The sequence below is a fragment of the Nocardia alni genome, from assembly GCF_019038435.1.
GTDB classification, from domain to species: domain Bacteria; phylum Actinomycetota; class Actinomycetes; order Mycobacteriales; family Mycobacteriaceae; genus Nocardia; species Nocardia alni.
The window spans coordinates 35,872-48,413 of record NZ_JAGPOX010000036.1 but is presented as its reverse complement, the minus strand read 5'-3'; the positions used below and the strand labels follow the sequence as shown (position 1 = coordinate 48,413).

Here is a 12,542-nt window from a genome sequence, read left to right as displayed (position 1 = left end):
GCCGTTCTGGTTGTTGAGATTCTCGCCGGACGCGAACGTCCGGCGCTGCCGCCAGTGGTGTTGTCATACAGCGTGTCTGAGGGGTTCCCGTTGAGATTCTCGCCGGACGCGAACGTCCGGCGCTGCATCAGGCGTAGAGGCTGGCGGGGCATCTCGATGCCGTTGAGATTCTCGCCGGACGCGAACGTCCGGCGCTGCGTCGGGTGCCACCTTTAGAGGCTCTCTCAACAATATGTTGAGATTCTCGCCGGACGCGAACGTTTGGCGCTGCCGGGTGCGACAGCCAGCGCCTGCTCCGCTTGCTCGAGGTTGAGATTCTCGCCGGACGCGAACGTCCGGCGCTGCGAGGTCGGCGATGCGCATCCGAGTGTGGTCATGGGGTTGAGATTCTCGCCGGACGCGAACGTCCGGCGCTGCCGCGACCCGTCGGGGTCGCAGGCGCTGGAGGGGATCAAGTTGAGATTCTCGCCGGACGCGAACGTCCGGCGCTGCCCTGGCTGAACCGGGGTTTCGCCCTGTGCACCAGTCACCACAGCCCGATGTCGGCTGACCGGCCCCCTTCCCCTCCTGGTCGCCGGTTCGGAACCCTCCTGGAGATTCGGTCGCACTAGGGGTTCCGAACCAAGCCCAGCCAACTCCCCTTCCCAGTGATCACACTTACCAGATACACGGTCAGGCATCGTCTCGTGCCGCGCCTGCGTTCAATCAGTAACTGTCGCTTTCATTGTCCTCATTGTGTCCGCTCGCCGACACGCATACGTCATGGCCGCCGGCTGGCGCGGTCCGGGTGCGGTGGTGCTGCCGAGGACGGTGCGGATGGTCTGGATGCGGGTCCGATGCACTCTGGGATCGGGGGGAAGTTGAAGACCGCGTCGAGTTCGTGCACGCGGTGCACCCCTTCGTTCGCAGGATCGCGCCGGCGACTACGACCGGGTGTTCGGGACGGAACCGCCGCGCGCGCAGCACATCATGGGCTCACGGATCGTTGCATCACTGACCACCCCGAAATCCTGCTCCGATCTTCCTCACACCCCTGGCCACGGACGGCAAACTCCCGAAGGTACCTACGACACCTTCCTCAACCGCGCCCTGTCACCCTGGCAGCGGCGCGGGTCCATCGGGCGGCTCTACCTCCTACCAGGCCGATTGTCCGTCGTGGAGATAAGCGACCTGGCTGGTTTCGCGGGCGTGGAGTGCTGCGTCGACGCGTGACCAGACATACGGGCGCAGGCGTTCTCGGGCTTGTTCGGTGGTACAGAATTCGAACGCGTCGAGTTCGTGATCGGTAATCCGGAGCGTGTTCACTTGCTGAGTGTCGAGGATTCCGGCGTCGAAGATGAACATCAGCGAGTCGTCCCAGGGACCGTGAGGTGAAACCCAGTCCAGGCACAGCAGTTTCAGGCCGTCGGCGAAAGGCAGGCCGAGTTCCTCGGTGAGCTCTCTGCGGAGCGCGGTGTCGGGTGGTTCGTTGGCTTCGGCCATGCCGCCGGGCAGGTCCCAGTTGGGTTTGTAGTTGGGGTCCACGAGCAGGATCCGTCCGGCGGCATCGAACAGGAGTGCGTCGGCGCCGACGCGTTTGCGGGGTTGGGTGGCGTTGCCTTCGGCGAGATGGCGTCGCCATTCGTCGGGGTCGCGTCGGTACAGCGGTTCCACAGGGTTCATGACATCACTGCCGACCGGATCGAGCGTGGGGTGGGTTGGTTGGTGGCCATTGTTGTATCCACATCCTTTCGCGCATGCCTTCGCCGAGGTGTTCGAGGAACTGGTGTACCGCTGGGACCGCCTGATAGGGCTGGAGTTGTTGTTGCAGGTCGGCCAGGTGCTTGACGACCAGGAAGGAGGCCAGCGACGTGGTCGTGGTGATGACCTCGGCGGCGATGGCGCAGGCGTGGTCGGGTTCGCCTCGTTGGGCCAGCAGGGCGGCGAGGGTGAGTTGGGCGAACGCGCGGCTGCGGGCGCGTTCGGGTGGGCGCAGGGTGATGATCTGTTCGGCGTGCTGCTGGGCGCGGTCGAGATCGCCGAGTGCCCGCCAGCTGCGGGCGGCCTCACTGGCCAAGGACCCGTGATCGAAACGGCTGACCCACGGTGACGCCACCGCAGCGCCTTGGTCGGTGAGCGTGCGGGCCGCGCGGTCCAGCAGTTTGGCTGCTTCGCGAGGCCGATCCAGCGCGGCGAAGCCGCGGGCCTGCATCGCCCACAGCCGGGCGGTGAGCTCGGAGTTGCCAGGAGCTTTAGACAGGGCCATCTCGCCGTCGTAGGCATGGCGGATGGCGTCGCGGGGGCGGTCGAGGTGCAGTGCGAGGTGGCTCATGCTGGCCAGGACGTGGACGTGCAGTTGCCGGTCGCCGCCGAGTTTGGACAGGTCGAGTGCGCGGTGGAAGTGCCGGTATGCCTGGGCGTCGTTTCCGGTGTCGTGTGCCATCCAGCCGGCCATTTCGGTGAGTCCGGCGGCCGCGGTGAATACCGGCTGGCTGGTGGTGGCCTCGCCCCCGAACAGGCGAGGTCCGATCTCGCTGGTGAGGTAGGAGACGACCTCGGCGTAGAGGTGTCCGCCGCCCAGTTCGCTGTCGGCGGAGCGGAATGCCTGCATGGCGGCGATGTCGGGGTTCTCGTCGGTGCCGTGCGGGCCGACTCGCAGCAGTCGGAACGGACCAGCCGGGCCGGTCATGGGTTCAGGGCTGGGGGCGCGGCGTGGGCGTCCGGGGAGCTGGAACCACAGCCGGTCGTGCGGGATGCCGAGCAGATTCGCCCAGAAGATCAGTTTGTCCAGATGCTGTATCGGTGGACCGTTCTCGACGTGGCTCAGGCGGACCTGGGTAATACCGGCCCAGCGGGCAACATCGGCCTGGCGAATCCGGGAGCGGTGGGCGGGGTTGAGGCGGTAGGCGGCGATGACCTTGCCCATGTGCCATTCGGCCAAGGCACGGGCGATGGCCGGATCGTCCCAGAACGTCGGCGGCAGCGAGGTCGGCGGGCCGGTGAGCTGGTCGCGGGCAACGCCGGTGCATGCCGAACAGCGGCCGGTGGTGTTGTCGCGGGCGAGCTTTGCCCCGCACGACCGGCAGTGGTTCGGCTGACCGTCATCCATTGCTGTGACCAGGAATCTGTGTCTTCGGCGGCTGTGGTGAACCGAGTGTATCCGCACGTACGACCGCTGGGCTGCGGATATAACTGCCAGCGCATACGGGATAACCGATCGGGCATACGCTCTCGGCTCACGTCGGGCGATGGTGAGACGCACCACACAACGTTGCGTCTCGAGAAAGAGGCCCGCCCGTGAATCAGTTGCCTAGCAGAGCATTTGGTGCCGATGAGACTCGCGCCGGGGAGTTCTATCGAGGACCGGCCGACGCGATCTTCGATGTGAATCTGCTCCGGCAGGCGTACCAGCAGGTGATGGAGCGCGTCGAGCCGCTGGTGGCCGACCGCTACGGCGACCCTCTGACCTGCGTATCGCTGACACATCGGCCCGCCGCCGTCGATCCGCTGGCCGACGGCCTGGAGTCGCAGTTCGCGCCGGACGGCACGCTGCGGTATCTGGAACGCGAATTCTGTTGTTTCAACGAGCTTTTCGCCGACACCTACTTCGCCGCTGTGCATCGGTCGATCACCACGGTGTTCCCGATCGGGCGGATGCGGTTGATGATCGTGCGGCCCGGCAAGATGTACCGGTCGCACGCCGATGCGACCAAGCGCGCGCACCTGGCGATCCACACCAACCCGGATGCCTATCTCGTCGGCCCTTCCGGGTGCGGGCATCATGTGCCGGTCGACGGCCGACTGCGAGTGTTCGATACCCGGTTGCGGCACACCGCATTCAACGCCGGTACCGCTGAGCGGGTGCACCTGACGATGTCGGTGGCCGACACCGAGCGTCGGCACCACACCGCGCTGCTGACGCAAGAGGCGAGTCAGCGATGACGATCCTCACCGGCGAGGAGATCCGCCGCCAGCGCCAGCGCGGCGCGATCCGGATCGAGCCCTTCGACGAGAGCCGGTTGAATCCCAACAGCTACAACTTCACCCTCGATGACCGGCTGCGCGTGTACAGCTGCCATGAATTGGATGCGCGCGCTGAGAATCCGACCGAAGAAGTCATGATTCCCGACGCCGGGTTCGTGCTTGAGGCTGGTCGGCTGTATCTGGCGGGCACCGCGGAAGTGTTGGGCGGCACCATGTTCGCGCCGACCTTCGCCGCCCGGTCGAGTATTGCCCGGCTGGGGTTGTCGATCCACCTGTCCAGTGGACTCGGTGACATCGGCTACGAGGGCCAGTGGACCCTCCAACTGCTCGCGACTCAGCCGGTGCGGGTGTATCCGGGCATGGAAATCGGACAGATGATGTGGTGGGTGCCCTCGGGGGAGATCACCCGCTACAACGGCAAATACCAGGACTCGCGCGGTCCCCGAGCCAGCGAGTGCTGGCGCACTCTCGACCGTGACATCGCCCGCCTGCGATTTCCCGGGTCAGACGGCCCGGACCTGGATCCCGCCTGTGTGGGTGCCAAGGCCGCAGTGCTGGCGCGGCTGGCCGACCGGGTGAGCGTGCCGGAGCTGATCGTCGTTCCGGCAACCGAATTCATGGCCGCGCTGGCACCCGCGACCGGTGAGGAGATCGCAGCGGTGTTCTCCGATCTGCATGCCACAGTAGGCGCGAATATCAGCGAAGATGCCGCCCGGCTCAGCACGCTGCTGAACGAGGCCGAGTTGAGTCCGCGCGCTGCGGAATTGCTGGTTGTGCGACTGGCTGAGGTGTTCGATCCAGAGACTCGGTTCGCGGTGCGTTCCTCGGCCGCCGGGGAGGATTCAGCGTCCTCGTCACACGCGGGGGTTTACGACAGCTTCTTGGGTGTCTCGGCGCCGGATGTGGCGGGCGCGGTGGCCGGAGTGTGGCGCTCGTACTACTCGCTACCGGCCGTGGGCACGCGGTTGCGCGCGGGCGATCTCGACCCGACGCCCCGGATGGCGGTGATCATCCAACGCATGATCGAGCCCGACATCGCCGGAATCGCCATGACCGGCCTGGACTCCGCAGTACCCGACCAGGTGCAGATCGAGGCGGTGAAGGGCCGCGCCGACGAGCTTGCCGCCGGGGCCGCGACCCCGGAACGTGCCGACATCCTGTCGCCTGAACAGGTCGCGGATGTCCACAGGTTGATCGATGCGGCCCGGGCGCACCTGGCGCAGTCGGCAGTCGATATCGAGTGGGCGCTGGACGGTGACCGGATGTATCTCGTGCAGGCTCGACCGAATACAGCCCGGCACAGCCCATCTCACCGATCCCGCCCAGCGGTGATCGGACTCTACGACGAACTCGTTCCGGGCGACATCCCGCTCGGACCGATCGGGCCGGCGTGCGCGCATTTCGTGGCCAAACGAGGCTGCGCGGCACTGTGGGCGACCGAGCTGGGTATCGCCAGAGGTGCGGCGTTCGTGGTGTACATCCCGGCCCGGCCCCCGGCAGACTGGTACACCGTCCTCGCCGCGCAGCTGGACGACCCGCTCGCCGACGGCCGGGTGATCGTGGACGCCAACGAATTCGAGCGCCAGATCGTGACCGACTACGCCCGGCTGCGACTGGAGCTGGAACGAATCCGAGCAGCGACACCACCCGAAGAACCGGTCACAGCCCTGGTCCGCCAATACGTCACCGGTCTACGCGGAGTCATCACCCGCCGCACCGCCGAAGGCACCTTCTACGGCGAGGCATCGGTGGACGGCCTGCTGGCCATGAACCGCGGTACCGCCGGATGCGTCGAATTCCGGTTCGACACCACAACGCCCGCGGCTTCCGCAATCGAGACACTCGGCGGCACCACCAACATCGGCAAGGTGGTCGCCTTGACCGAACACCTCCAGGAGTCGCTCGGACCGGTCGCGGTCGAATGGGTGGTGGATGCCGAGGGCACCCTGTACTACATCGACCACACCGTGCTGGGCACCGACCATCACGACACCCCACCCGTATCGGCCACCGACGTCGTCGTGATCGCGCCCGGCCGATGCGTGGGGCGGGTATTGCGTGTGAGCGAAGACGAGGTGCTGCAACGATTGTCGGTCGCGCCCGCGGTCAGCGTCAGCGGCGGCGTCGACGTCACCGGCCACCGTACGATCGCCGACATCGTCGCCCGCGCCAGAGAAATCCACGTCACAGGCGAGCAGGTAATCGTCTCCGCCCGCCGACCCTACGCCATCCTCGCCGCCCTGCTCGGTCACGTCGACGGCTTCCTTTTCGACGCTGGCTCCCGCCTGTGCCATCTGGGAATCATTTTGCGGGAAAACGCAATTCCCGCCGCCGTCCACCACGCGAGGAACGGTGAGTTGATGATGCTCGACGACGGCCTGGTCTACTCGCTCGCTCGAACAGGAGAACCTCGATCATGACCCCGACACGCATCTGCCTGGTCGGCCACTCCGGCTCCGGCAAATCAACCACCGCAGCAATGATCCACGACGCAACCGGCGCCAGGCATCTCACTTGCGAAGTGATCAAGGTCGGCGCACCACTCTATGAGCTTCAGCAACGGTTCTACGCCAGGCTGGGCCACCCACTGCCCGCTGGGCAGCAAGACCAGCAGCTGCTGGAAGGGATCGCCCGATGGGTCCGCAAGCGCCAACCGCAGTTCCTGGTCGAGGATTTCCTCGACCGCGCCGAGCGTGTGCACGCCCAAGTGCTGGTGAACGACGACGTGCGCTCCTACGACTTCGACTATCCCGAGCTGAGGCGACGCGGATGGACCGCGGTGCGAGTGTCGGCACCGGAGGAACTTCGCGGCAAACGCCTTGCCGCCCAAGGCTACCTGAGCCTGTCCGACGCCAGCACCGCCGGCGTGGACGACATCGGCGTCGACTTCGAGATCCGCAATGACACCACCATCGCCGCATTACGCAGCAAGGTCGGCCTCCTGATGGAAAGGGTGCTGCCGTGTTGACCGGATCCGCCATCCACACCGCCGTAACCACGGGCGAGATCGTCATCGACCCGTTCGACGCCCGACAATTGTGCGCCAACAGCTACAGCTTCCGCCTCGGCGACGAGCTGCTGCGCTACGACCCGCCCGGCGCGATCCTCGACCCCCACACCGATACCCAGGTGGCCCGAACCCTCATCCCAGACATCGGGTACGTCCTGGAACCGGGCACCCTGTACCTCGGCGTGACCCGGGAAGCGATGGGCGGCACCAATTTTGCCGCCACCCTGCACGCCTGCCGATCGATATCCTCGCTAGGACTGCGGATCCAGCTGTCGGCACCACTGGGCCATTGCGGTGCGGTGATCCCCTGGACACTCGAACTGCGGGCCGCCGCGCCGATCCGCGTGTATCCCGGCATGACGATCGGCAAGATCGCCTTCTGGCCGATGCACGGACACGTCCAGCACTACGCCGGGCGGTACTCCGATTCCGGCGGCGCCGTCCGCTCCTTGCTGGCCACCGCTGGTTGCCCCTCGCCGATCCAGCCGGAAGTGATACCGTCCGCCGGTCCCGATCCGACACCCCCGTCCATCCACGACGCGTCACAGCGAGAGGTATCACAGCGATGAGCAGCATCGATCTCATCATCCTGACCTACAACAGCGCCGCACTACTGCCGGATGCAGTCGAATCGGTCCGCGCGCAATCGGCGAACAGCGACGTCACGATCACCGTCATCGACAACGCCTCCACCGACAACACCCTCGCTGTTGCTCGTGATCTGGGTATCGAGCCGATCGCCAACCCGGTCAACGTCGGCTTCGCGGCCGCGGTGAACCAGGCCGCTGCCATCGGCACCGGCGACTACGTCGCGCTGCTCAATCCCGACGCCGTGCTGGGTGACGCCAAATGCTTGGAAGTTCTGCGGGCAACTCTCGACGACCAGCAGATCGGGGTGGTCGGCACCCGCATGATCACCGACGGCAAGCCCTACCCGAACGGGCGGCGCTTCCCCTCGACCACGATCGCCGCCCGGCACGCCGTCATGGGCGTGCTGCGGCCCGGCAACACCGCGAGCAAGGAATACTTCGGCGAGGCTTTCGGCCGTCCCGATGCCGACCAGGTCGTCGACTGGGTATCAGGCTGCTGCCTGATGATCCGCCGCCCGCTGTGGGAGGAGATGGGCGGGTTCGATACCGCCTACTGGATGTACTTGGAAGACGCCGACCTTGCCTGGCGGCTCCGTCAGCGCGGCTACCGGACCGTCTTGTCCGGCCCTGCATGGGTCACCCACGCCGGGGGTGGGTCAAGCCGATTCCGCCGCAACAAATCGCTGTGGCACCACCACCGCAGCGCCGTCGTCTTCTACGCCCGTACCCGCACCGGCTGGAAACGCCTGCTGCTGCCCGTCGCGACCGTCTTCCTCGGCGTCCGCTTGGCGGCTCTGATCGCACTAAACACGATTCGCAGGTTCACCGCTCGCCGATGACACCGCGCTAAACGCACCCGGGGGTGTCTTCGTCATGCCCGAATCACGATCCCGCTGGCTGCTTTTCGGGCCCTGGCAGGCCCGCTACCCAACTGGCGGCGCCCCTTCGGTCGGCGTCCACCGCCTCATCCGCATCCATGCCGACGGGGGCCATTTCACCCGCGTCGTCACATGGCGCCAATTGCCCGACGAACCATCTGTCTACCACTACAGCGCGGGCAACGGCCTGGTTCCGGCCGACGAGACGCTCCGATATGACGGCCTGATTCTTTCGGTCCACCAATCACGAGAGCTGCCGGATGCGATGCCCCTGGCACTGCTCGCCGACGACAGCCCCGACGGATGGGACGTCTACCTGCCGATCCGACTCGGACCGGTCGACGCACTATTCCACCGCGTCGACCGCCTAGCCACGAAGCATCACGAACCACAGCCGTCAGCCGACACACTCGACCAGGTGCTCGCCCAACTACCGGACTACTCGAAAACCGTTGGCAGCCATGAATGCTGGTACTTCAAACACGATCCGGACTACGAATACGAGCACAAACTCACCCTCGATCCGGACCTGGACATCTACAGCCTGACCCGCGACATCCACAACGAGATCGGGCACGGCGACCTGCGCCGATATCGAGCCGAGTACCGGAACGACTTCGAACTCTGGCAGTTCCGCAATCACATGTTCGAAGTCACCGGACCCGCCGACACCGACCGCGGCTACCTCTCGTTCATTCCCCGTCTCAACGGCGGATACACGTTGAAGCGCAAGCTGTTTCAGCACGACGGCTTCCGCCGAGTCGAACGTAAAACCTACTGGCCCCAGACGCACGCCACCCTCGACGAAATGGATACCCACGTTCGTCAACGGCTCGGTCTGGATGCCCGCTATCTGGGAGGTTTCGATCGGATCCGTTTCGACGACATGCTCGAGAGCGCCGACACCGGGCATATCTACTCGCTCATGACCGACCGCTGCACCTTCACCGGCCACCGAATACCTCTACAGCAGCTCGAGATCGAGTACATCCGCTCCCGCGGCGACGTCCGGGACTGCCAACGCCAGATCGTCAGCGAACTCGACCACCTCAAAACCTGGACACAGACCTTCCTCGACAACCGGGGAATCGGCTACACCGCGGACTACCGATCGAAGTACACACACCTCCGACAGCTCACCAGCGGGCCTGGTCAAGGGCCTGTCACAGGAGCTGGCGCTGTGTCGGAAACCCTTGGCCACGCATGATCCGGGTAAGACCGTGCTGGATCTGGCGATCGCGGTGGCTGCGGGCGCGGACTGCGTGTCGGACGTGGCCGTGCCCCGTTCGCAGCCGGGGGTGTTCGGGCCGGTCGCTTCTGATCCGACGATCTCCCGGTTGATCACCGCACTGTCCGCTGATGCGTCGAAAGTGTTGTCCGCCATCGCTTCCGCGCGCGCCACCGCGCGGGCGGCGGCGTGGTCGAAAGCCGGTGACCAAGCCCCGGACCGCAGGATCGACCGCGACCATCCGCTGATCATCGACCTGGACGCCACTCTTCTCGAAGCCCACAGCGAAAAGGAGAAGGCCGCACCAACATTCAAACGTGGATACGGCTTCCACCCACTGCTGGCGCTCATCGACCACGGCACCGACGGCACAGGCGAACCCGCCGCCGCCCTGCTGCGACCGGGCAACGCCAGTTCCAACACCGCCGCCGACCACAAACGCGTCCTGCACGACGCGATCGAGCAGTTGCCCTGGCAGCCGGGTTACCGTGTCGGCCGCAAAGTCCTCGTCCGGACCGATGCCGGCGGTGGCACCCACGAGTTCCTCACCTACTGCCACACCCGCCGCCTGCAATACTCGATCGGGTTCGGGCTCAGCGGAACCATCGTTGCCGCACTGGATCTCATACCCGAGAAAGCATGGACACCCGCCTGCAACGCTGATGGTGAACCACGCGATGGTGCCGCGGTCGCCGAGCTCACCGGCCTGATCGACTTGGCCGGCTGGCCACCGGGCATGCGGATCATCATCCGCCGCGAACGGCCTCGCCCTCGCACGCAAGTTCACCGACCACAACGGCATGGACTATTGGCCGCAGCAGCGGATCGCTGTGGCCAATGACGCCGGATACCGACCGTCTCCGTTGTCGAGGAACGGATTTGGCACTGGTCGGCTTGGGATTTCTCGTGTATGAATCCCCTCTGCCATTTCGACGTCTGTGGGGTGGCGGGCAATCCGGTGACACGAACCGGTAGCCCTACGACCTTTTGATGGTTACCACCCTGACCTCGGCGTTCATGCGGCGAAGCTCGTTCATCGACCTGACCAGTGAAATCTGCGAGAACGGGAACAGCGAGTCGGTGGTAATCTCTTTGCCTCCGTTGAGCAGAATCGCGAATACAACTTTCAGAGTGCCGATGTCATGGACCATGGGGTGATCCGGGTTGTGGCTCGCGACGCTGTCGCGGAACTTCTTCGCGACCTCCTTGTCGGTGCGCAACACCGTGACCGCGTTGACCGCCTGTGCGAACAAGTGGCTCAGCGGTGCGCTGCTGGTGGCCTTCTTGACGCAGATCAGCTCGCAGTCGGGGCCGAGGATGTCGCAAATCTCAAGCCCACCACCGTGGTAGAAGCTGGTGACGAAATTTTGCTTGTCGAACAGCTGGTAGCCAGCCTGCTTGGCGACCCTGTGGTTGAACCAGTCTTCGTCGTGAGAGTCCTGGCCCTGTTTCGATCCGCTGGTTCGCCGTCTGCCCTTCGTCCAGGCCGGGATGGTGACATCGGTTGTAGCGGTGAAAAGTTCGTCGAGCTCCTCGCGCAGCGTATCGAGGTACCAGGCGCCGATCTCATGCCAGCAGCCCTGCCCGTAGTAATATCGGTTGTCGCCGGATTCCACTTCCGCGACCAGCCAGTCGGTACCGCGGGTTTCCGGGCCGACCGGTACGGTCTGCTCCTGATCCTTGTACATGGTGATCCGAACTTGCTGGAGCCCGGGGACGCGGCGATGTTCGTCGCGGCCGTGGATTTGTGCCAGCAGTGCACCAAGGTCGATGTCGCCGACCGCGGTCGTTCTGCTGCCCAGCGTGATACGAAACGATTGCGCGGTACCGTAATCGTCGACGCAGTTGTCGGGCAGAATGATCCCGAGCCGGGCGTTGTTGAGGTTGCCCAATAGCTTCGCCAGGATCTGATCAGCGGCCAGGGCTGCCGGGCTGTTTTTGTTCAGCTTCCGGAACTTCTGCACAAAGGCGAGTCCGTCGAGCGGATCATCCTTGTCGCAGATCCGTTCGATTTCGGCGAGGTCGGTCAGGAACTGAACGGGAGTGGTGGCGAGCGGCAGTTTGATCGCATGGCCGGAGCATTCGACTCGCACCGCGCGCGACGTATGTGGCTTGGCCGTGAGGTCCAAATGCGCACTGCCGCAGATCCTGCGGACCAGCGAGCTGAACTTATCGAGACCGAAGCCAGCGACGTCACTGCCGCCGAGCATGGTGTAATCCTCGACACGGCCGCGGCGATCCATGATCTCGCTGCGGAACCGGGTGACATCGTTCTCGTCGAGGCAGCGGACGGCGAACCCGACTCCGAAGTCGTCGTCGCGGTAGGCAGGGTCGAGGATATGGTGCCCGAGGCTGCCGTAGGTCAGGGCGTAGAGCCTGCCGGTGGAGCGAGTGAGTAACAAGCCTCCGGTCTGATTGGTGTTCACCGATACGCGAAGGCCGGTCAGTCCTTGCGCGGCCGGGCACCATTCAGAGCGCTCTGGAGGGTTCGCTCCGCTGACCAACAGTCCTGTGAGCCCGTCGTGGCTGAACTCCCGTATCTCGTAGTTGTCGTTGTGGAGGTACTTCGCGCGGACGAAGGTGCGCAGGTTGGCGGGGCCGTCGGTGGGGTCGATCAGACGATGCAGGCTCGACCACCAAGTGGCGGTCCTTGGTGGTTTTGCGCTGTCCTCGCCTTGATTTTCATCAGTCACGCTCACTCCATTCCGGCCTCGGGTGAAGGAGGGCCGTTGTGCGGGACTCCGAGGAGACGGATGTCACCGGTGAGCGCAACTCGGTCAGAAATCACCCTGTGGCACTCCGCGCGCGGAGTGCCACAGGGTGACGTAGCATCGAGGAGTCCTACCAAGACACACCCGAGGCCCTGCTGGGAG

At 65.2% G+C, this 12,542-nt stretch carries 9 protein-coding genes, 1 pseudogene and 1 CRISPR repeat array (1 of these 11 running past the window's edge); of the genes and pseudogenes, 7 read left to right on the top strand and 3 right to left on the bottom strand.

The features are described from left to right. Nucleotides 1-492: a CRISPR direct-repeat array (repeat unit 37 nt; unit sequence GTTGAGATTCTCGCCGGACGCGAACGTCCGGCGCTGC) (it extends 210 nt beyond the left edge of the window). 642 nt (nucleotides 493-1,134) lie between these two features. After that, nucleotides 1,135-1,662, bottom strand: coding sequence for an NUDIX domain-containing protein (locus JZ791_RS16175; RefSeq protein ID WP_216895668.1), 528 nt, complete (start codon nucleotides 1,660-1,662; stop codon nucleotides 1,135-1,137). Between the two features lie 4 nt (nucleotides 1,663-1,666). Next, the gene (locus JZ791_RS16170) at nucleotides 1,667-3,088 is read right to left on the bottom strand and encodes a helix-turn-helix domain-containing protein (protein ID WP_216895666.1); all 1,422 of its coding nucleotides are present in this window, start codon (nucleotides 3,086-3,088) and stop codon (nucleotides 1,667-1,669) included. A 188-nt stretch (nucleotides 3,089-3,276) separates the two neighbouring features. Between JZ791_RS16170 and JZ791_RS16165 the strand changes: the two genes are divergently transcribed. The 7 genes and pseudogenes from JZ791_RS16165 to JZ791_RS16135 all read left to right on the top strand — a co-directional run. Next, a complete protein-coding gene (locus JZ791_RS16165; RefSeq protein WP_216895663.1) occupies nucleotides 3,277-3,921 on the top strand; it encodes an aspartyl/asparaginyl beta-hydroxylase domain-containing protein in 645 nt (214 codons plus the stop codon). Next, complete coding sequence (locus JZ791_RS16160) at nucleotides 3,918-6,383, top strand: PEP/pyruvate-binding domain-containing protein (protein ID WP_216895661.1); 2,466 nt, start codon at nucleotides 3,918-3,920, stop codon at nucleotides 6,381-6,383. The genes JZ791_RS16165 and JZ791_RS16160 overlap by 4 nt, the downstream gene beginning before the upstream one ends. Continuing rightward, nucleotides 6,380-6,931, top strand: coding sequence for an ATP-binding protein (locus tag JZ791_RS16155; RefSeq protein ID WP_216895659.1), 552 nt, complete (start codon nucleotides 6,380-6,382; stop codon nucleotides 6,929-6,931). Before JZ791_RS16160 ends, JZ791_RS16155 begins: the two co-directional genes overlap by 4 nt. After that, nucleotides 6,925-7,542 carry a dCTP deaminase gene (locus JZ791_RS16150; protein ID WP_216895658.1) on the top strand — a complete coding sequence of 206 codons (618 nt, stop codon included), beginning with the start codon at nucleotides 6,925-6,927 and terminating at the stop codon, nucleotides 7,540-7,542. Before JZ791_RS16155 ends, JZ791_RS16150 begins: the two co-directional genes overlap by 7 nt. Then, nucleotides 7,539-8,402, top strand: a complete 864-nt coding sequence (locus JZ791_RS16145; RefSeq protein WP_216895656.1) for a glycosyltransferase family 2 protein — start codon at nucleotides 7,539-7,541, stop codon at nucleotides 8,400-8,402. Before JZ791_RS16150 ends, JZ791_RS16145 begins: the two co-directional genes overlap by 4 nt. 34 nt (nucleotides 8,403-8,436) lie before the next feature. Then, nucleotides 8,437-9,648: a hypothetical protein gene (locus JZ791_RS16140; protein ID WP_216895654.1), complete on the top strand. Its 1,212-nt coding sequence runs from the start codon at nucleotides 8,437-8,439 to the stop codon at nucleotides 9,646-9,648. Further along, nucleotides 9,587-10,489, top strand: a pseudogene (locus JZ791_RS16135) (transposase); the annotation flags it as partial. The gene JZ791_RS16140 and the pseudogene JZ791_RS16135, both read left to right, overlap by 62 nt. A 157-nt stretch (nucleotides 10,490-10,646) precedes the next feature. Here JZ791_RS16135 and JZ791_RS16130 read toward each other — a convergent pair. After that, nucleotides 10,647-12,362 (bottom strand): DUF6119 family protein, encoded by a 1,716-nt coding sequence (locus JZ791_RS16130; protein ID WP_216895652.1) that lies wholly within the window; start codon nucleotides 12,360-12,362, stop codon nucleotides 10,647-10,649. Between the last annotated feature and the right edge of the window lie 180 nt (nucleotides 12,363-12,542).